Source organism: Streptomyces sp. 11x1 (genome assembly GCF_032598905.1).
Taxonomy (GTDB): Bacteria; Actinomycetota; Actinomycetes; order Streptomycetales; family Streptomycetaceae; genus Streptomyces.
Genome location: NZ_CP122458.1, coordinates 8,192,087 through 8,217,575, shown reverse-complemented (window position 1 = coordinate 8,217,575; position 25,489 = coordinate 8,192,087). Strand labels below are relative to the sequence as shown.

Genomic DNA, 25,489 nt, shown 5'->3' with positions numbered 1-25,489 from the left:
CCGAAACCGCGACGGCCGCCGGGCGGTGCGCTACTCGTAGTGCCGCGCCTCGAAGACGTTGCCGTCCGGGTCCCGGAAGTAGAAGCTGCGCCGGGCGGGTCCGCGGGCGCCGAAGGAGTCGTGGGAGATCTCCGAGACGGGGACCTCCCGCTCCTCCAGTCGGCCGCGCAGTTCGTCGAAGGCGGGGCCGGGCATGGCGAGGCACACGTGGTTGACGGGATGTCCGGCACCGGCGGCGGCGGCCGGCACCATCCGCATCTCCGAGGCCATGGCCAGGGGCATGAGATCGATGATGGTCTCGTCGTTGACCCGGACGGAGGGAAAGGGTGCCTGCCCCGCCGTGTACTCGTCGACCCTCACGGGTTCGAGGCCCACGGCCTTCTCGTAGAACCCGGCCGCGGCGACCGGCTCCCGCACCCAGAGGACGACGTGGTCGAGGCGTGTCGTGTTCTCCTTCATGCACCTCAGGCTGGTGTCCTGCACCACAGCGCGCAAGGGTTTGGCCGGGCGCGCCGTCCGCCAGGGATGAGGGAAGAACGTCCGACAGGAGGCAAGCGCGTGCTGATGGTGTCCGAAGAGGTGCGGGAAGCGGTTGACGCGCGTCGCCCCGTGGTGGCGCTGGAGTCGACGATCATCGCGCACGGGCTGCCCCGCCCCCGCAATCTGCAGGTGGCGCTGGAGCTGGAGGAGGTCGTACGGCAGGAGGGCGCCGTACCCGCGACGATCGCCGTACTGGACGGGCGGCCGCACATCGGCCTCGACAAGCAGCAGTTGGACCGGGTCGCGAACGAGGACGGCATCCGCAAGCTCGGGCACCGCGATCTGCCGTCGGCGGTGGCGGCGGGCGTGAGCGGGGCGACCACCGTGTCGGCGACCGCCCAGCTGGCAGCCCTCGCGGGCGTACGGGTGTTCGCGACGGGTGGGCTCGGCGGTGTGCACCGGGAGTGGACGGTGACCCAGGACGAGTCCGCCGACCTGGGGCTCCTCGCACGTACCCGGATCACGGTGGTGTGCGCGGGTGTGAAGTCGATCCTGGACGTGCCGGCGACCTTGCAGCGGCTGGAGACGCTCGGTGTCGCGGTCGCGGGGTACGGCACGGACCGCTTCCCCGGATTCTATCTGTCCGACTCGGGCCATCCGGTGGAGTGGACGCTCGGGTCGCCGGGCGAGGTCGCGGACGTCATGCGGGCGCAGGACGCGCTCGGCGGCCCCGAGTCGGCACTGATCGTCGCCAACCCCGTGCCGGAGGAGGAGCAGCTCGATCCCGAGCTGCACGCGCGCGTGCTCGCGGAGGCTCTGGCGGCGTGCGAGGCGAAGGGCGTCACGGGCCAGGCGGTCACACCGTTCCTGCTGAGCTATCTCGTACGGCACACCGACGGCGCCTCCCTGAGCGCCAACCTCGCGGCGGTGCGCGGCAACGTACGGCTCGCGTCACGTATCGCGGCGGCCTGGGCCGGGGCGTGAGGTGAACCACCGGCGAGGTGCGAACGGGCCCGGTGGTGCGGCGGGTGAGCCCGATGGCGCTGCGGGTGGTGCGATGAGCGGGGCCGGTAACGGGCGCGGGGCGCTGCTCGTCGTGGGGGACGTCGTGACGGATGTCGTCGCCCGGCACCGCGGGCCGCTCGCGGCGGGCACGGACACGGTCTCCGCGATCCGGACGCTGCCGGGCGGGGCGGGCGCCAACGTGGCCTGTTGGGCGGCTCATCGCGGCTGTGCGGACGTGCGGCTGCTCGGGCGGGTGGGCACGGACGCGGCCGCGTGGCACGAGCGGGAACTGCGGGCCTCGGGTGTGCGACCCCATCTGGTGGTCGACCCTGAGGCAGCCACGGGGACGGTCATCTGCCTGGTGGACACGGGCGCCGCGGCCGAGCGCACGTTTCTCACCGACAGCGGTGCCGCGCTGCGGCTGGACCCGGACGACTGGTCGCCGTCCCTGCTCGACGGGGTCGCGCGGCTGCATCTGTCGGGCTATCTGTTCTTCGCCGAGCCGAGTCGCGCGCTGGCTTCCATGGCCCTTGCGTCGGCACGCACGCGTGGAGTGCCGGTGAGCGTGGATCCCGCGTCGACGGGGTTCCTCACACGGCTCGGCGTGGACCGTTTCCTCACGCTCGTCGAGGGGATCGATGTGCTGCTGCCCAGCCGCGACGAGGCCCATCTGCTGACCGGGCTGCCCGATCCGGCCGACGCGGCGGCCAAGTTGAGCCGTCTCGTCCCCCTGGTGGTGGCCAAGCAGGGGCCGGACGGTGCCCTCGTCGCGCGCGGGGGCGTCGTCGTGTCACGGATCCCGGCGGCACCCGCCACGCCCCGCGACACCACCGGCGCGGGCGACGCGTTCACGGGCGCGTTCCTGGCGGCGCTGCTCGCGGGCGCGGACGCCGAGGGCGCGGCGGCCGAGGGGTGCGGTGCGGGTGCGCTGGCGGTGGAGAAGGTGGGCGGGAGACCGCCGGGGACCGACCTGGCCGGCTGACCGGGTGAACGGGCGGTTATGCCTTTCGCCCCCAGGCCGAGATCAGGGGTGGGGCGGCGATGTCCAGCGCGCCGGAGGCGACGGCCGACAGATGACGGTCGATCTCCTCCGACGTGGCGAGGTTCGCCGTGACGAGCGCTTCGCGGAGCCGGTCCACGGTGGTCGACTCCAGGGCGGCACAGGCCGGTGCGGCCACGGGGAAGTACGCGTCGGCTCCCACACCGCGCAGGCCGGCGTTCCGCAGCAGGCGGGGAAGCCTGCGACCGTGCGCCGAGTCGATCCCGCGTTCGGCCAGCAGTTCACGCACCGCCTGGCGAAGCCGGTTGGCCAACTGGTGCTCGGGGCCGGACTCCTCCAGGCAGGCCAGGGGTTGGAGGGCGGCGTCGCTGTCCTCGATCAGGAGCCGGCCACCGGGACGCAGCGCCTTGATCATCGACGACAACGCCTGCTCCTGGTCGGGTACGTGGGCCAGGGCGAGCCGGGCGTGCACCAGGTCGAAGCCGTCCCCCGGGGGCTCGTCGACGCCCACGTGATGGACGAGTGCCTCGACCGGCGGGCGGGTGACCGAGGGAACGGCCCAGGAGATGTCGGTGTCCGTCGCGATGACCTTGCCCGTCGGCCCGACCTTCTTGGCCAGCCAGGAGACGACCGAGGCGCCGCCCGCGCCGACCTCCCAACAGCGCCAGCCGGACCCCAGACCGAAGGCCTCCATGTGCCGGAACGTGGTGGGGTCGAAGAGCGTGGCGAAGGCGTCGGGGCCCTGCCCCGTCTCGGTCCGCCGCTGGTTCAGGAGATACCCGTCGGTTCGCATCATGCACCGATCCTCCCATTTGACCGACTTGCCCTACGCGGCGACGCTCCCGCATCCGTGCAGCAGTCACCGCTGCGACCGGCCGGAAGCAAACCGGATCGAGACGGCCGGATCGGAACGGCCCCACCGCCCGGGACGTCTACAAGTGAAGCGGAACGCTCCGTTCCCACAGCCTTACCCGGCACTCGTTCGGCCCTGGCAAACTGGCGCCACAAGGCACGGAGTGCGGTGCGAGGAGATCCACGCAAGGAGAGACCAGATGTCCATGGCGGGGAATCTGCGGAAGGTCACCGGCCTCGACAGGGTCGTCGGCCTGCGCACGATGGCACGGCTGGCCCGGCGACGTCCTCGCGTCGACCTGAGCCATCCGGCTCGCTCCCCGCTGGGCACCTCGGTGGTGAACTGCGTGACCTACCACAAGGGGGTCCGATCCCCCGCGGTCCGCGATGTCGTCGAGGCGCTCAAGCAGGTCCGCCGGCACGACCACGGCTTCGTCTGGCTGGGGCTGCACGAGCCGACGCAGCGCGAGTTCGCGGGCATCGCCGAGCTCTTCGGCCTGCACCCGCTGGCGGTGGAGGACGCGATCGAGGCCCATCAGCGGCCGAAGCTGGAGCGCTACGACGACACGCTGTTCGCGGTGTTCAAGACGGTCTGCTACGTCGAGCACACCGAACTGACCGCGACCAGCGAAGTGGTGCACACCGGCGAGATCATGGTCTTCGTCGGCGCCGACTTCGTGATCACCGTCCGCCACGGACGGCACGGCTCACTCGGTCCGCTGCGGGAGGAACTGGAGGCGAATCCTGAGCAGTTGGCCAAGGGACCGGCCGCGGTGCTGCACGCGATCGCGGACCATGTGGTCGACGACTATCTGAGCGTCACGGATTCCGTCCAGACGGACATCGACCAGGTCGAGACCGATGTCTTCGCCGCGAACGGCGCCCGTGTGGACCCCGGCCGCATCTACCAGCTCAAGCGCGAACTGCTCGAACTGAAGCGGGCGGTGGCCCCGCTCGCCCGCCCGCTCCTGGAGCTCACCTCACGACCGATCCGGGTGGTCGACCCGGAGATACAGGCCTACTTCCGCGACGTCTCCGACCACTTGCTGCGGGCCACCGACCAGATCGCCGCATTCGACGAACTGCTGAACTCGATTCTGCAGGCGCATCTCGCGCAGGTCAGCGTCGCGCAGAACGAGGACATGCGGAGGATCACGGCATGGGCCGCGCTGATCGCCGTGCCGACCATGGTGTGCGGGGTCTACGGCATGAACTTCCAGTACATGCCGGAGCTGCACTGGAAGTTCGGCTATCCCCTGGTCCTGGGAGTCATAGCCGCCGCCTGCACCACCCTCTACCGGGGCTTCAAGCGCAACGGATGGCTGTGACTCCCGGAGCGGGGAGGTGATCGAGCGGCCGGGCGTCACACCCGACGCCGACGGTCAGTGCGTCCCGCTCTTGGCGTAGACGCTCTCGACCCAGGAGGCGATCTGGTCGTCCGACAGGTGATGGGCGAGGTCGGCTTCGCTGATCATGCCGACGAGACGCTTGTTCTCGATCACCGGAAGCCGGCGGATCTGGTGCCCCTTCATCTCCTGGAGCACCTCGCTGACGTCGGCGCCCGCGTCGATCCAACGCGGTGTGCCCTTGGCCATCTCGCCGGCCGTGATCGTCGACGGGTCGTGGCCCAGGGCGACACAGCCGACGACGATGTCGCGGTCGGTGAGGATGCCGCAGAGCCGTTCGTTCTGGTCGCTGATGGGCAGAGCACCGACGTTCAGCTGGCGCATCAGCTGGGCGGCGCGGTCGAGGGTCTCGTGGGCGGGGATCCACTGGGCGCCGCGGTGCATGATGTCTCCGGCGGTGGTCATGTAGTACCTCCCGTTGCCGGACGGCCGGCGCGGCGCAGGGCGCACCGCTAGTCCCGGCGCCCTTCATTCTTGCCGCGACCGGGCCGAGGCGCACGCGGAGCGACGCGCGGCGCCCCCCACCGCGCGAGGGCGGGGCTCGGTCGACGCGGAGGCCGGATGCCCGCACCGGTCAGCCGTGCCAGGCAGGGTGGCGTGGGTCGTCGGCACGGACCAGGACATCCGCCGTGGCAGCCGGGTCGGTCTCGGTCTCGTAGCGCTCGAAGGCGGGGAGGGTCCAGTGCTCGCCCTCGGGGGTACGGCGGCGCAGGGCGCCCGGGGAGAGGAGGACATGGACGGTCCGGTCGAAGGGGAACCAGTGTTTCAGGAGGAGGGGGCCGTGCGTCAGCAGGATCGCGCCGGGCGGGAGAGTGACGTAGGGGCTGCGGGTCGCGCGGTCGGTGGTGGGGTCCCAGAGGTCGGGCAGGACCCGCCCCGTGCCGCCTGGGTCGAGCGGGCCGAAGACCTCGCGCCACAGGGCGGCGGTGTCGAACCAGCCGTCGTAGTACGCGTCCACGTCCTCGTGGCCGTACTCGAACCGCAGCGACGCCGGCCGGAGGAAGCCCTCGGTCCCCACGACGAGCGAGGACCGGCCGCGTATGCGCAGCGCCTCGGAGACCAGGGCGGCGAGATCACCGGGGCGGGCCGCGGGGGCGCCGTCGAAGGCGATCCGCGGCCAGGGCGAGCCGTCGTCCGGCTTCAGGTCGAGGAAGCGGTCGGCGAGAAGGTCGGCGAGCCGCTCCCAGGTGATCGCTTCGAATCGCACACGGCCCATGATGCCGCGCGCCACGAGCGGTGCCTGACCCGGTCGGCGTTACGGCCGGGGGTTCGGCCGGGGGTCTGGGCGGCGGTCCCGTCGGAGGACCGCGTGACCATGCGGTCACCAGGGGGCATGAACCGCGTATGGCAGCGCTCGCTACTCCCCCGCCCCGTACCGGACTTGTCGTCGTGCAGGCACTCAGGAAGAAGCACTGCGCCGAGTGCCGGAGCGGTCCCGTGGCACTGCTGGTCCTGGACGAGGGAGCGCCGCGTTGCCTGGACTGCGCGGACCTCGGGCACCTGGTGTTCCTGCCCCGGGGCGACACCGCGCTCACCCGGAGGGCGCGGGAGGAGAGCGCGCTGTCGGCGGTGGTCGTCCGGTTCAACCGGCGGCGCAGCCGGTACGAGCGGCAGGGCGTCCTGGTCGAGGAGGCGGGGCTCGCCCGGGCCGAGGAGCGGTGCCTGGCGGACGCGGAGGCGCGACGCCGCCGCCGGGTACGGGACGCGCGGCGCCGGGCGGCCGAGGACGTGCGCTTCACTGACGCGTTCGCCGCGGAGGTGCTGCGGCTGTTCCCCGACTGTCCCTCCGAGCGGGCCCGGGAGATCGCCTCCCACGCCTCGCTGCGCGGCAGCGGCCGCGTCGGGCGCAGCGCGGCGGGGCGCGCGCTCACGGAGTTCGCGGTGACCTCGGCGGTCATCGCGTCGGTACGCCATGTGGACACGCCGTACGACCACCTCCTGATGAGCGGCGTCCCCCGGTACGAGGCGCGCCGACGGATCACGGCCACGGTGGAGGCGACGCTGCGGGGGTGGCGGGGGGTGGGGTGAAGGGAGGGGAGGGGAGGGGGCGGGGCGGGGCGGGGACCCCCCCCGGAGCCGTGGTCGGGAGGGCGGGGTCGGTCTCGCGCGTAGGCGGTGAGCGGCTCGGCCATGGGGCTGGGGGTTGTGCGGAGGTTCACTTGTGGGGAGGTCGGGCGGTGGGCAGGATTTTCGGGGGATCTAGGTGGGAGCGGACATGATCGATGGGCCGTACTTCGTGCTGACGGTGCTGGGCCTGCTCGGGACGGCGATCGTGGCGGGCGTGTTCTGCGGGTTCTCGACGTTCGTGATGAAGGGGCTGGCGTCGCTGCCGCCCGCGCAGGGCGTGGCGGCGATGCAGGCGATCAACGTGAGCGCTCTGACGCCGGCGTTCATGCTCGTGTTCGTGGGTACGGCGGTGCTGTGCGCCGTGCTGGCCGTCGTGACGTTCGTGCTGTGGCCGGACGGAGGCAGAGTCGAACTGCTGCTGGGCAGTGCGCTGTATCTGTTCGGCTGCTTCGGGGTCACGATGGTGGCGAACGTGCCGCGCAACGAGACACTCGCCAGGCTGGAGGCGGGCACGTCGGAGGCGGCGACGTACTGGCGCGACTATGTGAGCCGGTGGACCACGTGGAACCACGTGCGGGCGGTCGCCGCGGGCGCCGCGGCCCTGTCGTACCTGCTGGCGCTCGCCTGAGGCGGGGGCGGCGGGCGCGTCGTATCGTGGCCCGTACGCGTACCTCTCCGTGAGGGAGACGGCTATGGCCGATCCCAAGGGTTTTCTGACCACACCACGTGAGGACTGGCCCCGTCGCCCCGTGGAGGAGCGGGTCCGGGACTGGGACGAGGTGTATGTTCCCGGGGCCCTGCTGCCGATCATCAGCAGGCAGGCGGACCGCTGCATGGACTGCGGGATCCCGTTCTGTCACGACGCCTGTCCGCTGGGGAACCTGATCCCCGAGTGGAACGATCTCGTGTCGCGGGAGGACTGGCGGGCGGCGAGCGACCGGCTGCACGCCACGAACAACTTCCCCGAGTTCACGGGGCGGTTGTGTCCCGCGCCCTGTGAGGCGGGGTGTGTGCTGGCGATCAACCAGCCCGCGGTGACCATCAAGAACGTGGAGGTGGCCATCGCGGACCGGGCCTGGGAGGACGGTTTCACCCCGCCGCGTCCGCCCGACCGGCTGTCCGGGAAGACGGTGGCCGTGGTCGGCTCCGGGCCCACGGGGCTGGCGGCGGCGCAGCAGTTGACGCGGGCCGGGCACACGGTCGCGGTGTACGAGCGTGCCGACCGGATCGGGGGTCTGCTGCGGTACGGGATCCCGGCGTTCAAGATGGAGCGGCGTCATCTGGACCGGCGGTTGGAGCAGATGCGGGCGGAGGGCACGAAGTTCCGGACGTCGACCGCGGTGGGGGTGGACGTCGAGGCGGCGGAGCTGCGGGCCCGGTACGACGCGGTGGTGATCGCGACGGGGGCCACGGCGTGGCGGGAACTGGACGTGCCCGGCCGGGAGTTGGCCGGGGTTCACCAGGCGATGGAGTATCTGCCGTTGGCCGACCGGGTGTGCGAGGGGGATCTGGCGGTGTCGCCGTTGTCGGCGGCCGGGAAGCATGTCGTGATCGTCGGGGGTGGCGACACGGGTGCGGACTGTCTGGGGACGGCGGTGCGGGAAGGGGCCGCGTCGGTGACCCAGTTGGACATCTACCCGCTGCCGGAGGCGGAGCGTGACGAAGACGTCGATCCGTGGCCGACGTATCCGAAGGTGTACCGGCTCTCGGCGGCGCACGAGGAGGCGCGTGACTTGCGGTCCGCGCCGGCGGCGGACGCGGACGCGCGGCTCTTCGCGGCGTCCACGCTCCGCTTCACCGGGGACGGGTCGGGGCGGGTGCGGGCGTTGCACCTGGTCGAGGTGGACGAGCGGCGGCAGACCAGGCCGGGTACCGGGCGGACGCTGCCCGCGGATCTCGTCCTGCTCGCGCTCGGCTTCTCCGGTCCGGATCGTCATGACGGGCTCGTGGACCAGCTCGGGCTGGCCCTCGACCCGCGCGGCACGCTCACGCGCGGGCCGGACTTCGCGACGAACGTGCCCGGGGTCTACGCCGCCGGGGACGCGGCCCGTGGGCAGTCCCTGATCGTGTGGGCGATCGCCGAGGGGCGGGCCGTGGCCGCCGCGGTCGACCGTGGTCTGACCGGAGCGGACCGCCTGCCGGCACCGATCGGGCCGTACGACCGTCCGATGACGGTGTAGCCGGGGGCGGGTGCCCGAAGCCGGAGGCCGAAGGGCTTGAGGGCTTGAGGGCTTGAGGGCTTGAGGGCTTGAGGGCTAACGGTTGTCCGTGCCGGCTTGTTTGGCGGTGGCGAGGGCGATGCGGTTCCACGTGTTGATGGTGAGGATCAGGGCGAGGACGTGAGCCAGTTCGGTGTCGTCGAAGTGGGTGGCGGCTTCGGCGTAGACGGCGTCGGGGACACCGCCGTCGGCGACGAGGGTGACCGCTTCGGTGAGGGCGAGGGCGGCCTGTTCGCGGGCGGTGAAGAAGTGCCGGGCCTCGCGCCAGACCGGGATCATGTGCAGCCGGTCCTCGCTCTCGCCGGCCTTGCGGGCGTCGTTGGTGTGCAGGTGGAGGCAGTAGGCGCAGTGGTTGAGGTGGGAGGCGCGGATCTGGATCAGTTCGACCAGGGCCGGGTCGACGCCCTCGCGGGCCGCCGCGTCGAAGCCGATGAGGGCGCGGAAGGCGTTCCTGGCCGACTTCGCGTAGTCGAGCCGGGGCGCGGCGCCCGCCGTCACGTCCGTCGCCGTCGTGTTCTTCGCCGTCGTGTTCGTCGTGTTCGTCGTCATGACCATGAATCTATGGGGCGGAAAGACCTGTCATAGGGTGCAATTCCATGGTGGATTCATGGGTCAATTCGGCGGAGCTGTTCGGGGCCGATCTACATCTCGAACTGTCCGGTGGGGGCGGCCGGCGGGCGGCGTTGATCCGGGCTCTGCGGGAGGCTGTGCGTGGGGGTCGGCTGGCGCCCGGGACCCGGCTGCCGCCGTACCGCTCGCTCGCGGCGGACCTGGGGGTCGCCCGCAACACGGTCGCCGACGCGTACGCGGAACTGGTCGCGGAGGGCTGGCTGACCGCCCGGCAGGGGTCGGGGACGCGGGTCGCGCAACGAGTGGAACCCCTGGGCGCCCCACGCGTGCCCCGGAAGGCGCCCCGCGCGCGTGGGCCGCTGCACGATCTGCGGCAGGGCACGCCGGACGCGTCGGCGTTCCCGCGCCTCGCCTGGGCGGCGTCGTACCGCAGGGCGTTGACACGGGCGCCCAACGAGGCGTTCGGGCCGGGCGATCCGGCGGGCCGGGTCGAGCTGCGGGAGGCGCTCGCCGAGTATCTGGCACGCGCGCGGGGCGTGCGGACCGAGCCCTCGCGCATCGTGGTCTGCTCCGGTTTCGCGCACGCGTTGCGGCTGCTGTTCCACGGCCGGGTGCTGCGGGGGCCGCTGGCGGTGGAGTCGTACGGGCTGGGCTTCCATCGCGAGTTGCTGGCGGCGGCGTCCGTACGGACCGTTCCGCTGCCGCTCGACGAGAACGGTGCCCAGGTGGACGGGCTCGACCGGGAGAGAGCGGTGCTGCTCACGCCCGCGCACCAGTTCCCCACCGGCGGGCCGCTGCATCCCGAGCGGCGGGCCGCCGTCGTGGACTGGGCACGCGCGCGTGGCGGGGTGGTTCTGGAGGACGACTACGACGGGGAGTTCCGCTACGACCGCAAGCCCGTCGGGGCTGTGCAGGGCCTGGATCCCGACCGGGTCGTCCTCATCGGCTCGGTCAGCAAGAGTCTGTCGCCCGCGCTGCGGCTGGGGTGGATGGTCCTGCCGGAACGTTTCGTGGACGCCGTGGTGGAGGCCAAGGGAGAGCGGGAGGCGTGGGCGAGCGTGCCGGACCAGCTGGCCCTGGCGGACTTCGTGACGTCCGGGGCGTACGACCGGCATGTGCGGCGTATGCGGCAGCGGTACCGGGGGCGTCGGGACCGGCTGGTGGCGGCCCTGGCCGCGCACGCGCCGCACATCGAGGTCACCGGGATCGCCGCCGGGCTGCACGCGGTACTGCGGCTGCCGCCCGGTACGGAGCGGTCGGTGGTGAAGGCGGCGGCCTGGCAGGGGGTGGCCCTGGACGGACTGGCGGGGTTCCGGCATCCCGCGGCGAAGGGGGATGCCCCGGACGGGCTGGTGGTGGGGTACGCGACGCCGCCGGAGCACGCGTACTCGGCGGCGGTGGAGGCGTTGTGCGGGGCGCTCCCGCCGGGCTGAGCGGCAGCCCGGCTGAGCAGTCGCCCGGCTGCGCTGCCGACCCTACGGCGCGGCAGGCCGGCGGGGCGGTGCGTCGGTTGGTCGGTGAGTCGGTGTGGGGCGGTGGGTCGCCGACCGAAGGGTTCCCGGTCGACAGGAAAAGCAGGGCGGTGGGACCATTGAGGTCAGGAGGTACGTCACCGCTGTCGCCGCGCGGGCACCCCACAATCCGGTGGTGGCCTGCCCCCATCCTTCGTTCCGTCGTCAGGCGTAGGGCCCCTCCTTCGCGTCCCCCCTGTTGACGGCCGGTCCGGGAGGGTGCTCGATGACGGCGCTCGACGAACGTCACGGAGATCACGGAGCAGGTGCGCACGGCGGGGCGTCGCCCCGGAGCGGCGGCACTCTCGGTTCTCGCGTCGTCCCGCTGAGCCGGCCGACGGCCTCTCTGCCTCTGCTCACCGGATCGAAGGCGGCCCACCTCGCGCGGGCGGCCCGCGCCGGGCTGCCGGTGCTGCCCGGCTTCGTGATCCCTGACGCCCCTCCGGACCCGGGCGACCTGTGGGACCCCGACGATCTACGGGACCTGTCGCGCGCCTGGGCCGAGTTGTCCCGGCACGGGGCGCTGTCCCTGGTGGTGCGGTCCTCCTCGCCGCAGGAGGACACGGAGGAGTCCTCGTTGGCGGGACGGTTCGACTCGGTGCTCGATGTGCGGGGGTGGGAGGAGTTTCGGGCGGCGGTGCGCACGGTGCTGGGCTCGGCCCGGGGGCCCGACGGTGACAGCGCTCCGATGGCCGTGCTCGTCCAGCCGATGCTCAGGGCCCGGGTCGGGGGTGTGCTGTTCGGCGCGGACCCCGTGGCCGGGCGGACCGATCGGATGCTGGTGAGCGCGGTGCGGGGCGGGCCCGACACGTTGGTGAGCGGGGAGCAGCCCGGGACGAGTCACTGGGTGAACCGGTGGGGTCGGCTGCTGCGGACGGATTCGTCCGACGGCGGGGCGCTGCTCACCGGCGGTGAACTGCGTCGTCTGGCGCGGCTGGCCCGGCGGGCCGCCCGGGTGTTCGGCGGGCCCCAGGACATCGAGTTCGCGTTCGACGAGGACGGACGGCTGTGGTTGCTCCAGAGCCGTCCGATCACGGCGATGGGTCCCCGTCCGCCGCGTGGCGCCCGGTTGCTCGGTCCCGGGCCGGTGGCGGAGACCCTGCCGGGGCGGTTGGAGCCGCTGGAGGAGGATCTGTGGGTGGCGCCGATGGCCCGGGGGCTCGCCATCGCGCTCGGGCTCGGCGGGAGCGCGTCGCGTCGGCGGTTGCGGTCGGCGCCGGTGGTCGTGGCGGTCGGCGGCCGGGTCGCGGCGGACCTGCGGCTGCTGGGTGCCGTCCCGCCGAGGCATCCCCGGCTGGCGTGGCTCAACCCGGCGCCGGGGGCCCGGCGGCTGGGGGCCGCCTGGCGGGTGGGGCGGCTGACCTCGACGCTGCCGGGTCTGGCGACGGACCTGGTGGCCGACGTCGACAGGCGGCTGGTCGAGACCCCGCCGACCGGAGACCTGCCGACCGTCGAGTTGATCTCGACCCTGCGCTGGACACGCTCCGTCCTGGTCTCGCTCCACGCTCAGGAGGCCCTCACGGGTGCCCTCCTCCCCGAGCCCCGCGTCACGGCCGCGGGGGCCGCTCTCGCGACGCTCGCCGAGTCGAGGTACCGGGACCGGAGCCTGCCGGACCACCAGGTGGTGGCCGCCGAACCCGTGGTCCTCGCCCTGACGGCTCCGAGCCTGTGGGGCGATCTGCGGCTGCCCCCACCGGAGCCCGTCCACCCCAACGGCGCCTCCGCGACCTCCTCGGTCACCCCCGCCCCGCACCTCTCCCCGGAAACCGCCCTGGCACCCGCCTCCTCGCACTCCCCCTCCGCACGCCCCTCCTCCACCGCCGGCGCCCGAGGCGACACCACGGCCACGGCCCCCCTTCCGTCCGCGCGGCGCGCGGGCCACGTCTCCCCGGGCGCCCTGCCGCCGCGCGAGGCCCTGCGGCTGCGGGTCCGCTGGGTGCAGGAGTTGCAGGTCAGACTGGTGCGGGAGGCGGCGCACCGGCTGCTCGTCCGGGGTGTGCTGGGTGAGGCCCGGCGGGTGGGGCTGCTGCGGTGGAAGGAGCTCATGACGGCCCTGGAGACCGGTGGGCTGCCGGAGGACTTCGCGGAACGGCTGCCCCGGCCCGCGTCCGCTCCGCTCCCGGACCGGTTCCGGCTCGCGGAGGGCGGTGTGGTCGTCGCCGACCGCGCCACCGGGCCGTCCGGCGCGGGAGACGGGAACGGCGGCCGGGGCGTGTCCGGCGGCCGGGGCATGGGCACGGTGTGGGACGGCGAGGGGAGCGGGCCGCCGGACGCCGTGCTGGTGGTCCGGACGCTCGATCCGGCGCTGGCCCCGCTGCTGCCGCGTGTCACGGGGCTGGTGGCGCAGACGGGCGGCCCGTTGTCCCATCTGGCGGTGCTGGCACGGGAGTTCGGTGTGCCGGCCGTGGTGGGCATCGACGACGCGGTGCGCCGTTTCCCGCCGGGGACCCGGGTGACGGTCGACGGGGGCACCGGCGACGTACGGGCGGAGGGTTCGTGATGCGGCGCCTCGCCTACCTCTTCGGGGGCGCGGCGGTGGTCGGCGCGAGCGTCTACTTCGTCGTCTACCTCTACCGGTGGCAGTGGCAGCGGGCCATCCTCAGCGGGGTGCTGCTCCTGATCGTCGGGGTGCTGTTGCTGGGCCTCGTGCTGTTGGGGCGGCTGGCGCGGATCGAGGAGCGGATCAGGGAGAGCGACCGTCGGCAGCAGGACGCGCTGGCCCGGCTGCGGCAGACGCACAGCGGTGAGCGCGGTGACCGGTTCCGTTGGCTGGATGATCCGGCGAGCCGGACGTATGTCTTCGTGCCCGTGCTGTTGATCACCGGTGTGGTGCTGTCGGGGATCGCGTGGCTGGTGCAGCGAATCGCCTCGGTCGCGGCCCGGCCGACGGCGGAGCGGCACCTGGCCGGGCAGCTGGCGGTGCTCACGGCGCCCGATCCGGCGCCGGACGCCGATCTGGAGGACACGGCTGCGCCCGGTGGCGGCCGGGGGCGGGCGGGGCGGCTGATCACCGTGGGTGTCGGCGTCGCCGTGCTGGTCTCGCTGGTGGTCGGGCTCGCCGACCTCACGCAGACCAGGAAGGAGGAGCGGAACGGGGCAGAGGCGACGTCCGTGCTGGTCCGGGTGGACATGCGTGGCGTTCCCCCGAGCGCCGAACGGCAGGCCATGGCCGCGTCACAGGCCTGGGAGCGCTGCCGGAACTCCACGTCGGTGCCGCTGCGGCGGACCACGCTGGGCGAACTCGGCGACGGGATGTTCGCGGCCGTCGTCCGCCCCTCCCTCACCGATCACGACCAGCTGCGGCTGCGCGGCTGCCTGGAGGACGCTGACGTGGACCGCGCGCACCTCACCGTGGTGGGCATCGGCGACGCGGACCAGCCGTGACCCTGGAGATCAACAGATAGGACAAGATACCCACAAACACCGCAAAAGAAGTGAGGTGGCACACAAACAGACAGAGCGCTTATGTCGGGCAGGCTACGATTCCGGACAGACCCCCGTCCCCAACCCCCGGGTCATTCATGTCTGTCTCTGTCGCACCTCCGCCCGTACGCCCGGATCTCTCCGCCCCCTCCGCCCGTCCCCGCTCGCTGCGCCGCAAGGTGGCGCGTGTGCTGATCGGTGTGCTGCTCGGCTACCTCGCCATCTGGGCCACGGGCTCCCTGGGAGTCCTGGCGATGACGTACGTGGCGCGGGAGACGACCTCGGTGCCCGAGGGGACGCGTTCGGTGAAGGGGATCCACAACTTCCAGCCCGTCGGCACGGACGGCGAGCTGTGGCGCGGGGCAGCCCCCTCCCCCACCGGGTACCGGGCGCTCGCCGATCTCGGCTTCACCACGGTCGTCGACCTGCGCGCGGAGAAGCTGAGCGCCGCCCAGCTCGCCCTGCCGCGCGAGGCGGGCCTCGACGTCGTACGGGTGCCGATGCGTGACGGGCAGACCCCGACGCCCGAGCAGGCACAGCGTCTGCTCGACACGGTCTCCGAGAGCTCCGGGCCGGTGTTCGTGCACTGCGGCGCCGGGGTCGGCCGTACGGGGACGATGGCCGCGGCCTATCTTGTGAAGACCGGGCAGGAGGACTCGCCGGGCGCGGTCTGGCGCAACCTGTCGGTCGGGCCGCCGTCGATCGAGCAGATCTACTACGGACTGATGCTGGAGCGGGAGCGCGACACGGCGCAGCCGCCGCTGCCGGTGGTCGCGGTGAGCCGCCTCGTCGACGCGCCGCGCCGGATCTGGTCGTACGTGTAGGCGATCGCAGCAAGGCGTAGGAGTGCGCGGCGCGGGCCGAGAGGCCCGCGCCGCGCGGTCGTGCACCGGTTCCCTACGCCGCTCTACGGCTTGCGGGCCACCGCCCCGTACCCCGGGATGACCCCGTCGTCCTGGCCGGGGACGGGGTCGCCGAGTTCGGGGTGCCAGTGGTGGGGCACCTCGACGCCGGGGTCGACCAGTTCGAGGCCGTCGAAGAAGCGGGCGAACTCCTCGCGGGAGCGCAGCGCCAGGGTGACACCGGCGGCCTTGAGCTTCTCCGTGGCCGCCTTCGACTCCTCCGGGGTGAAGTCGGCGGTGGCGTGCGTGACGACCAGATAGCTGCCGGAGGGCAGTTCGGCCATCAGCCGCTGCACCAGGGCGTGCGCGCCGTCCTCGTCGGAGACGAAGTGCAGCAGCGCGATCAGCGAGAGCGCCACGGGCCGGCCGAGGTCGAGGACCTTCTTGGCGCCCTCGACGACGGCGTGCGGGTCGCGCACGTCGGCCTGCAGATACTCGGTGCGCCCCTCCGGCGTACCACGCAGCAGGGCCCCCGCGTGGGCCAGCACGATGGGGTCGTTGTCGCAGTAGACGACGACGGCGTCGGGGGCGACCCGCTGGGCGATCTGGTGCAGGTTCGGCTCGGTCGGGATACCGGTGCCGATGTCGAGGAACTGGCGGACGCCGTGCTCGGCCAGCCAGCGGGTGGAGCGGTGCATGAAGGCACGGTTGACCTGCGCCATCACCGGTACGCGGGGGTCGAGGGCCAGCATCTGCCGGCCCATCGCCTCGTCGACGGGGTAGTTGTCCTTTCCGCCGAGGTACCAGTCGTACATCCGGGCGGGGTGAGGTCTGCTCGTGTCGATCCCGACGAGGGGACGCCCGTTCATGACGAACTCCATGAGGTTCCGCGGCGGTAAGTGATCAATTCAGGGCCAACATAGGGGGATAGGCTGAACAACAGGGAGGGCGCAACAGGCCTCAGGAGAGCAGGAAGTCGGCCACCCCCGCCTTGGCACCCTGGATGAAGGCGTTCATCTCGTCCGGCGTGTAGATCAGCGCCGGTCCGTCGGGGTCGGTGGACTGCCGTACGGCGATCCGGCCGTCGGCGAGCTTCATGGCCTCCAGGCAGTTCCCTCCGTTGCCTCCGCTCCAGGGCTTGTGCCAGCCCTCGCTGCCCAGCTCCCGGGCGGGCATGCCGTTGTAGACGCGGTTGCGCGACTGTGTGCGTGTGCGCGTCTGCGACTGCGACTTGATGAATTCCATTCGGTGTCTTCAGAGCTCCTCGCGGAGGTCCCGGAGGACCTCCTTCGTGCGTTGTGCCGTGGCGGCCTGCGCCGCCATGCGGTCCATGACCTCGAGGTGGGTCGCCACCTCGGAGCGGTCGTCCAGGTAGACGGCGCCGGTCAGGTACTCGCTGTAGACCATGTCCGGAAGCTCCGGCATGGCGAAACGGAACAGGACGAACGGCCCGTACGTTCCGGGGTGCGGTCCTGTGTCGAACGTGGTGACCTGCACCGTCACATGCGGCAGCTCCATCGCCTCCAGCAGTCGGTCGATCTGGGCGCGCATGACCGCCGGGCCGCCGACGGGGCGGCGCAGGGCGGTCTCGTCCATCACGAACCACAGCCGGGGCGCACCCTCACGGGTGAGCAGTTCCTGGCGTCGCATGCGCAGGTCGACATGGCGCTCGATGTCCGCGGGCTTGGTCTGGCCGATGGCGCCCGAGGTCATGACGGAACGGGCGTAGCCCTCGGTCTGCAGGAGGCCGGGGACGAAGTGCGGGTCGTAGCCGCGGATCAGGGAGGCCGCGCCCTCCAGGCTGACGTACATGGAGAACCAGCCCGGCAGGATGTCGTGGTAGCGCTGCCACCAGCCGGGTTTGTTGGCCTCCTCGGCGAGCTGGACGAAGGTCTCGGCCTCCTCGTCACCGACCCCGTACGCCTTCAGCAGGAGCTGCAGGTAGGGAATCTTGAGGGCGACCTCGGCGGTCTCCATGCGGCGGACCGTTGCGGCGGTGACGTGCAGGACGCGTGCGGCGTCCTCGCGCCTGATGCCCGCGCGCTCACGCAGGTCCAACAGACGCCGACCGAGCACGACCTGCCCGACCGTCGGCGCGGACCGCGGCTCGCTCATCTCGCCTCTCTTCCTGTGACCCTGCGCTGACCTGCGTCGATGTTCGGCCCATCCCGGTGCCGACAGCCTTGCGGCGCCGTACGGAGACCTCGCGCGTCGCACCCGCGCGTGTACACATACGAACACTGTGCGTACATACGAACGTTGTGCGAGGGATTTCCAACTGGCGCCGCTACACGTGCTGTTGCGTGCAGTGTGCCACGACCGTTCAGAGAGTCACACGGCACTCTGCAATTTTCAGAGTGACACTTGCCAACCTGTTCACGGCGGGGCGATAGTGGCAAGCGTGATTCCGCCCCCTGCGCCGTTAGGAACAGACGCCGCCGGTGACCGTGTCGGTCCCGGTCCGGCCGCCGGGGCGCGCCCCGAGACAATCGCCGAGCGCCGGTTCCGATTCGAGCTGGCCGCGCACCCGGGTGCCGTGGCCCAGGCCCGGCGGGTGACCCGTGACCAGCTCACAGGCTGGGCCCTCTGCGAGGACACCTGCGACACCGCCGCCCTCGTCGTGTCCGAACTGGTGACCAACGCGATCGTGCACACCGCGAGCGCCCAGATCGTCTGCGAGCTGTCCGACGGCGACGAGCTGGTGCGGATAGCGGTACGGGACGAGGGCTGTGCGCCCGGCGAGCCGCACCCCTCGCCGCAGCGGCCCGAGGAGGAACACGGCAGGGGTCTGCTCCTCATAGAGTCCCTCTGCCGCTCATGGGGTGCCCAGCCGGTCGGTCCGGGGCTCCTGGTGTGGGCCGACGTGCCCCGCGGACTGCTCGCCCCCCTCGCGCCGGCGGTCACACCCGAGCCGGTCGTGGACATCACCCTGGGCGCGGGCGGGAGCCCGGACACGGCGGCCCGGTCCGATCTGGGCTGGGGTGCGAAGAAGCCGCCGGCCGAGGGTCGGCCCGGTGAGGCGGAGTCCTTCCGCGTGAAGGGCGTCGAGGGCCACCGCGGCGGTGCCGAGGCCGGGTACCGCACGGGTTTCGAATGTCGTACGGAAGTCGGAGTCCGGCCCCAGGCCGGACGGCGGACGGGGGCCGAATGGGTGTGAGCGCGTCGATCGGTCCCGCTCGGCCCCCCGGTGGGGGCAGAGTGGCTCGCGTGGTGAGCCTCGACACCCTGACCAGACTGCGCCGCGCCCAGCGTTCCGCCGCGCCGACCCGCCCCATCCCCCTGCCCGAGGGCATGACCGCGCCCATGGGATGCGACGCGGTCGCCGTCCCGGCCCGCTTCGGTCCGATGGTCCTGCCCCGGCTGCCCCGCGTGGGCTGCGTCTACGCCGACCGTGCCCACTGGTGGTGGATCGTGCCGGCCGACTCCGACTACGCGCTGGAGTGGCCGTCGCCCGTGCGCTACACCACCGGGGCGCTGGTCTCCGACGGTGCGGCCGCTCCCGGGCTGATCCTCAGGCCCGAGGGGACGATTCCCTATACGCCGCCGATACCGCTGTACCTGGCGCTGTGCCGGGTGACGGGGACCACGCCCACGTGGTCCCGCATGACCGCGTAGGGCTCCGCCGGGGTTTGGGCCGCGTTCTGAGAGGGGCTACGCCCCTGCTGCGCGTTCGGTTCGGGCGGGCACGGTCTCGTGGGCGGCTGTCCGGTCGTGGGGGCTGGTCGCGCAGTTCCCCGCGCCCCTGAAGGGGCCTGCGGCCCTTCAGGGGAAGGCCCTGAAGGGCCGCAGGCCCCTCGCGCGCCCCTTGTGCTCCGGGTGGGCCGTGGTGGCACCGTCGTGCGCCCTGGTCGGGAGCGGAGGGTCCCGGGATAGTGGCCGTCTGCGACGACTCGGGGGAGGCCGTGAGTGGGGAAGGCGCGTGGTGGGGGCAAGCCGGAGACGTCCGAGTCGGAGACGCTCCTCTTCGGAGGGCCGCTGCGGTACGACATGGGCTGGTCGCAGCATGCCGACGCCTTTCTGGAGCTGAACTTCCGCGCGATGATCCGGCGGCTGCCGTCGCTGCTCGCGTCGAGCTTCCGGCTGGCCTGGCAGGCGGACCGGCGGGCCGCGCGGACCGTGCTGGCGGCCGAGACGGGCCGGGGCCTCGCCCAGGCGGTGAGCCTGCTCGCGGTGAACACGATCCTGGCCCGGCTGATGGCGGACGGCACGGTCGAGGCACGGCTGCGGGAGGCGGTCCCCGCCCTCGGCACCATCGCCGCGGTCATGCTGGTGGCCACGCTGCTGCGGGCCGCGTCGACGTACGCCACGGGCCGTCTGGAACCGAAGGTCGAGCGGGTCGCGACCGAGCTGTACCTGGAACGGGCGGCGGCGGTGGAACTGTCCGCGATCGAGGACGACGGCTTCCACAAGCTGTTGGACACCGCGAAGTACGGCGCCCAGTCGGCCCGCCGGATGATCAGCTACTCGGCGCGCGTGGTCAATGCGCTGATCTCGCTGATCGCGGCGGCCGGCGTGCTGACCGTGCTGCACCCGGCCCTGCTGCCGCTGCTGGTCACGATGACCCTGCCGAGCGCCTGGAGCTCCCTGACGATCGCCCGCCGCCGCTACACGTCGTTCCACGCCTGGGTGCAGCACGCGCGGGCCGGCTATCTGATCGGTTCCCTGCTGATCGAGCCGGAGGCGGCCCCGGAGATCCGGGTGCACGGCGTCGGCCCGTTCCTGCTGCGCCACTACCGGTCGATGTCGGAGACCGCGGAGGCCGAACAGGCCCGGCTGGCCCGGCTGGCGGCCCGTACGGGCCTGTACGCGGCCGTGTGGACGGGGCTCGCCACCGTGGCGACGTACGCGACGCTGGGCGGTCTGCTGCTCGCCGGTGCCATGGCGCTGTCCGTGGCGGGCACGGCGGTCCTCGCGATCCGCACGGGTTCGTCGAGCCTGGACACGCTGGTCCTGGAGGTGAACGCGCTGCACGAGGAGGCTCTCTTCGTGGGCGACATGCAGCGGCTGTACGTGGAGGCCGCCAAGCGCGCGATCCCGGAGGGCGGTGATCCGCTGCCTGAGGACCCGCGGGAGATCCGGGTGGAGAACGTGACCTTCACCTATCCGGGCAAGGCCGGCCGGCCCGCGCTCAAGGACGTCACCCTGACCGTGCCGCTCGGCAAGATCGTGGCGCTCGTCGGGGAGAACGGCTCGGGCAAGACGACCCTGGTCAAGCTGCTCGCCGGGCTGTACGCGCCCGACCAGGGCAGGATCATGTGGGACGGCGTGGACGCGGCGGGCGCCGACCGGCGGCAGCTCGCCGAGCGCATCGCGATGGTCGCGCAGGACTTCAAGCGGTGGCCCTTCACCGCCCGCGTCAACATGGCGATCGGCCGCCCCTCGGCGCCGCTGACCGAGGAACGGCTCGCGGCGTCCGTCGCGGAGGCCGGGGCGCAGGACGTGATGGACGATCTGCCGCGCGGCCTCGACACGCTGCTGGGCAAGGGGTTCAGCGGCGGGCACGAGCTGTCGGGCGGGCAGTGGCAGCGGCTGGGGATCGCGCGGGCCGCGTACCGCCGCGGGCGGATCCTCATCGTGGACGAGCCGACGGCCGCCCTGGACGCGCGCGCCGAGCTAGAGGTCTTCGAGAAGATCCGCGCCCTGGCGGGCACCGGTCAGACGGTCGTCCTGATCACCCACCGGCTGGCTTCGGTCCGCCACGCCGACCTCGTGCACGTCCTCGACCAGGGGCGCCTGGTGGAGTCCGGCACCCCGGACGAACTGCTGGCCACGGGCGGGGTGTACGCCGAGCTGTACTCGCTCCAGGCGGAGCAGTTCGCGGCGCGGCTGCCGGCCGAGCGGACCGCCCCGGCGAGGGTTCCCGCGCCCAAGGCGGGGTGACGGTCAGGCCGACGCGGTCGCGGCGGTCTCGCCACCGCGCACGATGACCAGGAACATGTCCGTCGCGATGTCCATGACGACCTCGGCCTGCTGCCCCTCCAGGCGCGCCGCGTGCGCCAGCTCCTCCGCCGGCCACGAGCCGCGCGGTCCACCGGCGGGAAAGCGTCCCAGCACCGTTCGCCCGTTCACCCTGCACCTCCATGTCGCGCTGAACCCGTGAGCCCGTAGCCCGCGGCTAGTCAGCTCGTAGATTTAAACGCCAACCATGGGGTGAACGGCTCGCGAAGTGACGGTACTGAGACGTAGTTGACACGAGGTCAACGGCGGATCGTGAGGTGCCTCTCAGAAACCACACATTCCGGTGACGGAGCGTGCCAACACTTGCACTATTTGTCACTCCTCGTACGTGCCCCGCGTCGCGTCGGCGTTGCCGTACGACGAGTACCGGCGGACCGCCGGTTTCATGCGCGCCTCGGAGGGCGCGATCATCGGCTACTCGGGGGCCTTGTCGTAGTCCTGGATCCGGCCGCCGTGGCTGCGGTCGGTGAGTGCGGCCAGGCGGCCCGTCATCTCCCTCACCGTCGCCGGCACGTCGACGGTGAGCAGCTCGCGGTCGCGCATCAGGACACGGCCGTCGACGATCGTGGTGGTGACGTCGGCGGAGCGGGCGCTGTGCACGAGGGTGGCGGCGAGGTCGTGCACGGGCTGGGTGTGCGGGCCGCAGAGGTCGACGAGGACGATGTCGGCCCGCCGACCGGGCGCGAGGCTGCCGATCGTCTTCCCCAGTCCCACGGCCCGGGCGCTCTGGAGCGTGGCGTGGTGCAGGGCCTGTCGGGAGGTCAGCCAGCGCGGGTCGCCCTCGGTGGCCTTCTGCACGAGCGCGGTGAGGGCCATGGCCTCCCATACGTCGAGGGAGTTGTTGGAGGCGGCGCCGTCCGTGGCGAGTCCGACGGGGACGCCGATGCGGCGCAGGGCGCGCACCGGGGTGGTGGGCCAGGCGAACTTGAGATAGCCGCGGGGCGCGGTCGCGACGGCCACCGGCCCCGTCGCCCGCTCCAGGACCGGCAGGTCGCGCTCGTCGATTCCGGTGCCGTGCGCGATGAGGACGCCCGCGGGGAGGCCGAGCAGTCCGGTGCGTTCCAGGACCTCGATGGGCGTGACGCCGTGCCGGGCGAGGCTGTTGTCGGTCTGGTCGCGGCTCTCCGCGGCGTGCAGGTGCACCGGGAGGTCGTGCGCGCGGGCGAGGTCGGCGGTCGCGGCGAGGTCGGCGTCGTCGACGGTATAAGGGGCGTGCGGGGCGAGCGCGGTGGTGATGCGGCCGCCGGCCGCGCCCCGGTGCCGTAGCGCGAACTCCAGGGACTTCTCGCGGCCCTCGGGTCCCTGGGAGGAGAAGAAGGCCTCCCCCAGATGCGCCCGCAGGCCGGTCTCCTCGACGACGGCGGCGACGGTGTCCATGGCGAAGTAGTGGTCGGCGAAGCAGGTCACCCCACCGCGGATCATCTCCGCACAGGCCAGCCGGGCTCCCAGCTCGACGTCCCGCGCCGTCAGGTTGGACTCGACGGGCCAGATGACGTCGTTGAACCACTCCTCGGCCGGCATGTCCTCCGCGATGCCGCGCAGCGCCACCATGGGCGCGTGCGTATGGCAGTTGACGAGCCCCGGCAGGGCGACCTGTCCGCGCGCGTCGATGCGCTCCGCCGTGGGGACGGGGGCCGTCTCCTCCGCCGGTCCGATGCTCGCGATCACCCCCTCCCGTACGACGATCGCGGCGTCCTCGACGAACGCGATCCCCTCGTGCTCGTCGTGGACGAGGGCGGTGCAGCCGGTGATGACGAGCTCGGCAGGGGCCGGGGACGAGGCCGAGGAAGGGGGCCCGGAGGAGGGGGTGAGGGCGGAGGCGGCGGCGTCATGCCGTCACGGTACGACCGGGAAGGGCTCGGGAAGGGGTGACTCGGGCATCGGGGGGGGTGGGTTCCGGCGGCTGCCCGCATCCCGGACGCGGGCGGTCGTGCCGTCGCCGGGCGCCGCTGTCGCCGGGGCGTGGCCGCCGCCAAGTCGTGCCGCCGCCCGGATCGTCGCCGTCTGCTCGCCCGCCCCTCGGTCACCTGTCGCCGTCGTCGGCGCCCGGTCGGTCTGGGACGGGTGTTCGGGATCGGCGCCGGGCGCCCGTCACCCCGGCCCGGACGCCACACGATCCACGCGGTCCCCGCGATCCACGCGGTCACGCCGTCACACCCTCACGCCCGGCTTCCGCAAGAGGTCGGGTGCGGGCGGTGGGGCGGGGAGGCTGATGTCGACGTGCCTTCGGTGGCGGGCGAGTTCGTCGAGGAGGGCGGTGAGCCGCTCGGTGTGATGGCTGCCGAGCCGTCCGGTGTCGTCGAGGTGCACGGCGCAGGCGGTGGTGGTGTCGACCAGCCGCTCGAGAACGGCGGCGATCTCGTCGGTGCCCTCGGTGTGCCGGGCCAGGGCGGGAAGTTCGGCGCCGGCGAGGGCGATCGCGGTGCGGGCCCCGGCGAGCGAGCGGTAGGCCTCGCGGCGCAGCGTCCAGCGGGTGGCCCGCTCGTCGGCCTCGCCCGGCAGGGCCGCCCCGACGGACACGGTGACACCGTTGGGCGTGGACGCGCCGCTCGACGGGGACGGCCCGCCCTCGCCAGGGCCGGCGCCCGGCGTGCGCGCCTCGTGCAGGACGTGCGAGAGATAGGCGTGCGCTGCCGTGCCCGCCTCGGTGAGCCGGGCGCGTACGCCCCCGCCGCGCTGCCCCCTGGGCATCGGCAGGTGTCCGACGATCAGGACGATGGCGCAGGCCAGCAGGGTCTCGGCGATACGGCTCCAGGAGGCCTGGGGATCCCCGCCGACCATGACGAGGGCGAGCACCAGCACGGTGACGACCGCGGTCTGGGCGGCGAAGTGCCGGGTGGCGACGGGGATCAGCGCCCCGCTGACGACGACCAGGGCGATGAGTCCCTCCGGCCGGGGCAGCACGGCGGCGAATCCGGCGAAGAGCACCGCGCCGAGCACGGTCCCGGCCGCCCGGCACAGCACCCGGGACACGAGCGGCCCCAGATCGGGCTTGACCAGGAAGACGGCGGTGGCGGGCAGCCAGTACCAGTGCTGGTGGTGCAGCGCCTGTGCCACGGCCGCGGCGGCGCCGAAGGACAGGGCGACCCGCAGCCCGTACTCGCGTCCGCCGGAGCCGAGGCCGAGCCGGACGAGCGATCCGAGGGTACGGCGGCGGGTGTGCAGGTCGTGTGGGTCGCCGCCCCGGTCGAAGGTCTCGGCGGCGCGCAGCAGCGCGTCGTCGAGGGCGCGCAGCGCGGGCGCGGAGCGTGCGGGCGCGGGCAGCGGACCGGTGGCGGTGTTGCCGCGTACGGCCGTGGCGAGCCGCCGGGGTCCTTCGGAGGCGCGGCCGACGACGGCGTCCCCGGCCCAGGCCAGCGCGGTCGCCGCCTCGGCGAGCGGGAGCGCGGCGGTGTACTGGGCGTGCAGGCGGCGTTCGGCCGAGGAACTGGCGTAACGCCGCAGCCGCGGTCCGGCGAGGGCGTCCTGGGCATGGTCGAGGGCGGCGGTCAGCGCGGCCCGCCGGGCGACGGCGGCGGGGGTGCCGACGGCGTCCAGCAGGGCCGCGATCGCGTCGTACACGGCGGCTACGGCGTCCCGTTCGCCGTCGAAGCGGTAGTCGCCGGCGGTGAGGATCGCGGGGGTGGGCAGGGCGAGGCGCAGCGCGAGCAGCCAGCCGGCGCCGGCGAGGTAGGCGAGCGCGCGCTCCCACCCCGGTTCCGGCAGCGGCATCCCGGCGCCGATGGCGGCCGCGACCAGCAGTTGGGTGCCCGCCCCGGAGGACACGGGCCCGACCGCGCTCATCGCGCCGGCGAGCAGCCCGAGCGCGGTGAGCAGCAGGGTGAGGACGACGGCTCCGGCGTACTGTCCGGCGTACGAGCCGGCGAGGAGCCCCACGGCTCCGGCGAGCGCGGGCGCTCCGAGCCGTTGCACGGCGGCGCGCCTGCTGCCGGGCCGGTCGTTGATGCCGGCGAGCATGGCGCCGAGTGCGGCGAGCACCCCGACGGAGGGGCGCCCCGACACCACGGCGACCAGCAGCAGCGGTCCGCCGGCCAGCGCTCCCCGCAGTACCGCGTTCCAGGGAACGGGTCCCCGCTGCGCACGCAGGGCGTGGGCGAGCCAGGGCGGTAGGGCGAGGGGGGCGCGGCGGGGGCGGGACACGGGGCTCCTGTCGTCG

24 protein-coding genes are annotated in these 25,489 nt (G+C 73.0%); 13 read left to right on the top strand and 11 right to left on the bottom strand.

Annotation, left to right across the window (positions count from 1 at the left end):
* Window positions 1-30 precede the first annotated feature (30 nt).
* Window positions 31-459, bottom strand: coding sequence for a VOC family protein (locus P8T65_RS36030; protein WP_316729357.1), 429 nt, complete (start codon window positions 457-459; stop codon window positions 31-33).
* 105 nt (window positions 460-564) lie between these two features.
* Between P8T65_RS36030 and P8T65_RS36025 the strand changes: the two genes are divergently transcribed.
* Together P8T65_RS36025 and P8T65_RS36020 are read left to right on the top strand one after the other, a co-directional pair.
* The gene (locus P8T65_RS36025) at window positions 565-1,464 is read left to right on the top strand and encodes a pseudouridine-5'-phosphate glycosidase (protein WP_316731834.1); all 900 of its coding nucleotides are present in this window, start codon (window positions 565-567) and stop codon (window positions 1,462-1,464) included.
* Between the two features lie 73 nt (window positions 1,465-1,537).
* On the top strand, window positions 1,538-2,467 hold the full coding sequence (locus tag P8T65_RS36020; RefSeq protein ID WP_316729356.1) for a PfkB family carbohydrate kinase: 930 nt from the start codon (window positions 1,538-1,540) through the stop codon (window positions 2,465-2,467).
* A 16-nt stretch (window positions 2,468-2,483) separates the two neighbouring features.
* On the opposite strand, the gene P8T65_RS36015 is transcribed toward P8T65_RS36020, so the two are convergent.
* On the bottom strand, window positions 2,484-3,281 hold the full coding sequence (locus tag P8T65_RS36015; RefSeq protein WP_316729355.1) for a methyltransferase domain-containing protein: 798 nt from the start codon (window positions 3,279-3,281) through the stop codon (window positions 2,484-2,486).
* A 256-nt stretch (window positions 3,282-3,537) separates the two neighbouring features.
* On the opposite strand from P8T65_RS36015, the gene corA reads away from it, so the two are divergent.
* Window positions 3,538-4,665: a magnesium/cobalt transporter CorA gene (gene corA, locus P8T65_RS36010; RefSeq protein WP_184895438.1), complete on the top strand. Its 1,128-nt coding sequence runs from the start codon at window positions 3,538-3,540 to the stop codon at window positions 4,663-4,665.
* A gap of 54 nt (window positions 4,666-4,719) precedes the next feature.
* Here the strand turns inward: corA and P8T65_RS36005 are convergent, their stop codons facing one another.
* Together P8T65_RS36005 and P8T65_RS36000 are read right to left on the bottom strand one after the other, a co-directional pair.
* Window positions 4,720-5,148 carry a CBS domain-containing protein gene (locus tag P8T65_RS36005; RefSeq protein WP_316729353.1) on the bottom strand — a complete coding sequence of 143 codons (429 nt, stop codon included), beginning with the start codon at window positions 5,146-5,148 and terminating at the stop codon, window positions 4,720-4,722.
* A 169-nt stretch (window positions 5,149-5,317) separates the two neighbouring features.
* On the bottom strand, window positions 5,318-5,959 hold the full coding sequence (locus P8T65_RS36000; RefSeq protein WP_316729352.1) for a uridine kinase: 642 nt from the start codon (window positions 5,957-5,959) through the stop codon (window positions 5,318-5,320).
* Between the two features lie 128 nt (window positions 5,960-6,087).
* Here P8T65_RS36000 and P8T65_RS35995 point away from each other — a divergent pair, with 128 nt between their 5' ends.
* From P8T65_RS35995 to P8T65_RS35985, 3 genes are all read left to right on the top strand, one after another.
* Entirely contained in the window at window positions 6,088-6,771 is a 684-nt protein-coding gene (locus tag P8T65_RS35995; RefSeq protein ID WP_316729351.1) for a DUF2293 domain-containing protein, read from the top strand.
* Window positions 6,772-6,958: 187 nt separating this feature from the next.
* Window positions 6,959-7,438 (top strand): anthrone oxygenase family protein, encoded by a 480-nt coding sequence (locus tag P8T65_RS35990; RefSeq protein WP_316729350.1) that lies wholly within the window; start codon window positions 6,959-6,961, stop codon window positions 7,436-7,438.
* A 64-nt stretch (window positions 7,439-7,502) separates the two neighbouring features.
* Window positions 7,503-8,990, top strand: coding sequence for a glutamate synthase subunit beta (locus tag P8T65_RS35985; protein WP_316729349.1), 1,488 nt, complete (start codon window positions 7,503-7,505; stop codon window positions 8,988-8,990).
* A 75-nt stretch (window positions 8,991-9,065) separates the two neighbouring features.
* On the opposite strand, the gene P8T65_RS35980 is transcribed toward P8T65_RS35985, so the two are convergent.
* Entirely contained in the window at window positions 9,066-9,578 is a 513-nt protein-coding gene (locus tag P8T65_RS35980) for a carboxymuconolactone decarboxylase family protein (protein ID WP_316729348.1), read from the bottom strand.
* A 47-nt stretch (window positions 9,579-9,625) separates the two neighbouring features.
* Between P8T65_RS35980 and P8T65_RS35975 the strand changes: the two genes are divergently transcribed.
* The 4 genes from P8T65_RS35975 (at window position 9,626) to P8T65_RS35960 (ending at window position 15,357) form a co-directional block, all read left to right on the top strand.
* Window positions 9,626-11,032, top strand: a complete 1,407-nt coding sequence (locus P8T65_RS35975) for a PLP-dependent aminotransferase family protein (RefSeq protein ID WP_316729347.1) — start codon at window positions 9,626-9,628, stop codon at window positions 11,030-11,032.
* 304 nt (window positions 11,033-11,336) lie between these two features.
* Window positions 11,337-13,610: a PEP/pyruvate-binding domain-containing protein gene (locus tag P8T65_RS35970; protein WP_316729345.1), complete on the top strand. Its 2,274-nt coding sequence runs from the start codon at window positions 11,337-11,339 to the stop codon at window positions 13,608-13,610.
* Window positions 13,610-14,494 (top strand): hypothetical protein, encoded by an 885-nt coding sequence (locus P8T65_RS35965; protein WP_316729344.1) that lies wholly within the window; start codon window positions 13,610-13,612, stop codon window positions 14,492-14,494. Before P8T65_RS35970 ends, P8T65_RS35965 begins: the two co-directional genes overlap by 1 nt.
* Window positions 14,495-14,631: 137 nt before the next feature.
* A complete protein-coding gene (locus tag P8T65_RS35960; protein ID WP_316729343.1) occupies window positions 14,632-15,357 on the top strand; it encodes a fused DSP-PTPase phosphatase/NAD kinase-like protein in 726 nt (241 codons plus the stop codon).
* 83 nt (window positions 15,358-15,440) lie between these two features.
* Here the strand turns inward: P8T65_RS35960 and P8T65_RS35955 are convergent, their stop codons facing one another.
* The 3 genes from P8T65_RS35955 to P8T65_RS35945 form a co-directional block, all read right to left on the bottom strand.
* The gene (locus P8T65_RS35955) at window positions 15,441-16,256 is read right to left on the bottom strand and encodes an SAM-dependent methyltransferase (RefSeq protein WP_316729341.1); all 816 of its coding nucleotides are present in this window, start codon (window positions 16,254-16,256) and stop codon (window positions 15,441-15,443) included.
* Window positions 16,257-16,335: 79 nt separating this feature from the next.
* A complete protein-coding gene (locus tag P8T65_RS35950; protein WP_316729340.1) occupies window positions 16,336-16,620 on the bottom strand; it encodes a DUF397 domain-containing protein in 285 nt (94 codons plus the stop codon).
* A 9-nt stretch (window positions 16,621-16,629) separates the two neighbouring features.
* The gene (locus tag P8T65_RS35945) at window positions 16,630-17,490 is read right to left on the bottom strand and encodes a helix-turn-helix transcriptional regulator (protein WP_316729339.1); all 861 of its coding nucleotides are present in this window, start codon (window positions 17,488-17,490) and stop codon (window positions 16,630-16,632) included.
* A gap of 286 nt (window positions 17,491-17,776) precedes the next feature.
* On the opposite strand from P8T65_RS35945, the gene P8T65_RS35940 reads away from it, so the two are divergent.
* The 3 genes from P8T65_RS35940 (at window position 17,777) to P8T65_RS35930 (ending at window position 21,255) form a co-directional block, all read left to right on the top strand.
* Complete coding sequence (locus P8T65_RS35940; protein ID WP_316729338.1) at window positions 17,777-18,532, top strand: ATP-binding protein; 756 nt, start codon at window positions 17,777-17,779, stop codon at window positions 18,530-18,532.
* A complete protein-coding gene (locus P8T65_RS35935) occupies window positions 18,523-18,990 on the top strand; it encodes a hypothetical protein (RefSeq protein WP_316729336.1) in 468 nt (155 codons plus the stop codon). The genes P8T65_RS35940 and P8T65_RS35935 overlap by 10 nt, the downstream gene beginning before the upstream one ends.
* Window positions 18,991-19,281: 291 nt before the next feature.
* Window positions 19,282-21,255, top strand: a complete 1,974-nt coding sequence (locus P8T65_RS35930) for an ABC transporter ATP-binding protein (protein WP_316729334.1) — start codon at window positions 19,282-19,284, stop codon at window positions 21,253-21,255.
* 3 nt (window positions 21,256-21,258) lie between these two features.
* Here P8T65_RS35930 and P8T65_RS35925 read toward each other — a convergent pair whose 3' ends face one another.
* From P8T65_RS35925 to P8T65_RS35915, 3 genes are all read right to left on the bottom strand, one after another.
* The gene (locus P8T65_RS35925; protein WP_316729332.1) at window positions 21,259-21,444 is read right to left on the bottom strand and encodes a hypothetical protein; all 186 of its coding nucleotides are present in this window, start codon (window positions 21,442-21,444) and stop codon (window positions 21,259-21,261) included.
* 303 nt (window positions 21,445-21,747) lie between these two features.
* Window positions 21,748-23,085, bottom strand: coding sequence for an amidohydrolase (locus P8T65_RS35920; protein WP_316731833.1), 1,338 nt, complete (start codon window positions 23,083-23,085; stop codon window positions 21,748-21,750).
* A 399-nt stretch (window positions 23,086-23,484) separates the two neighbouring features.
* Window positions 23,485-25,473, bottom strand: a complete 1,989-nt coding sequence (locus P8T65_RS35915; RefSeq protein WP_316729331.1) for an FUSC family protein — start codon at window positions 25,471-25,473, stop codon at window positions 23,485-23,487.
* Window positions 25,474-25,489 lie beyond the last annotated feature (16 nt).

Excerpts from the sequence above, each read along its gene's own strand:
- P8T65_RS35965 (WP_316729344.1), top strand. The coding sequence starts at position 13,610 with ATGCGGCGCCTCGCCTACCTCTTCGGGGGCGCGGCGGTGGTCGGCGCG.
- P8T65_RS36020 (WP_316729356.1), top strand. The coding sequence starts at position 1,538 with ATGAGCGGGGCCGGTAACGGGCGCGGGGCGCTGCTCGTCGTGGGGGAC.
- P8T65_RS35995 (WP_316729351.1), top strand. The coding sequence starts at position 6,088 with ATGGCAGCGCTCGCTACTCCCCCGCCCCGTACCGGACTTGTCGTCGTG.
- corA (WP_184895438.1), top strand. The coding sequence starts at position 3,538 with ATGTCCATGGCGGGGAATCTGCGGAAGGTCACCGGCCTCGACAGGGTC.
- P8T65_RS35945 (WP_316729339.1), bottom strand. The coding sequence starts at position 17,490 with ATGAGCGAGCCGCGGTCCGCGCCGACGGTCGGGCAGGTCGTGCTCGGT.
- P8T65_RS36015 (WP_316729355.1), bottom strand. The coding sequence starts at position 3,281 with ATGATGCGAACCGACGGGTATCTCCTGAACCAGCGGCGGACCGAGACG.
- P8T65_RS35980 (WP_316729348.1), bottom strand. The coding sequence starts at position 9,578 with ATGACGACGAACACGACGAACACGACGGCGAAGAACACGACGGCGACG.
- P8T65_RS35985 (WP_316729349.1), top strand. The coding sequence starts at position 7,503 with ATGGCCGATCCCAAGGGTTTTCTGACCACACCACGTGAGGACTGGCCC.
- P8T65_RS35960 (WP_316729343.1), top strand. The coding sequence starts at position 14,632 with ATGTCTGTCTCTGTCGCACCTCCGCCCGTACGCCCGGATCTCTCCGCC.
- P8T65_RS35990 (WP_316729350.1), top strand. The coding sequence starts at position 6,959 with ATGATCGATGGGCCGTACTTCGTGCTGACGGTGCTGGGCCTGCTCGGG.
- P8T65_RS36005 (WP_316729353.1), bottom strand. The coding sequence starts at position 5,148 with ATGACCACCGCCGGAGACATCATGCACCGCGGCGCCCAGTGGATCCCC.
- P8T65_RS35955 (WP_316729341.1), bottom strand. The coding sequence starts at position 16,256 with ATGGAGTTCGTCATGAACGGGCGTCCCCTCGTCGGGATCGACACGAGC.
- P8T65_RS35950 (WP_316729340.1), bottom strand. The coding sequence starts at position 16,620 with ATGGAATTCATCAAGTCGCAGTCGCAGACGCGCACACGCACACAGTCG.
- P8T65_RS35935 (WP_316729336.1), top strand. The coding sequence starts at position 18,523 with ATGGGTGTGAGCGCGTCGATCGGTCCCGCTCGGCCCCCCGGTGGGGGC.
- P8T65_RS36030 (WP_316729357.1), bottom strand. The coding sequence starts at position 459 with ATGAAGGAGAACACGACACGCCTCGACCACGTCGTCCTCTGGGTGCGG.
- P8T65_RS36025 (WP_316731834.1), top strand. The coding sequence starts at position 565 with ATGGTGTCCGAAGAGGTGCGGGAAGCGGTTGACGCGCGTCGCCCCGTG.
- P8T65_RS36000 (WP_316729352.1), bottom strand. The coding sequence starts at position 5,959 with ATGGGCCGTGTGCGATTCGAAGCGATCACCTGGGAGCGGCTCGCCGAC.
- P8T65_RS35970 (WP_316729345.1), top strand. The coding sequence starts at position 11,337 with ATGACGGCGCTCGACGAACGTCACGGAGATCACGGAGCAGGTGCGCAC.
- P8T65_RS35975 (WP_316729347.1), top strand. The coding sequence starts at position 9,626 with ATGGTGGATTCATGGGTCAATTCGGCGGAGCTGTTCGGGGCCGATCTA.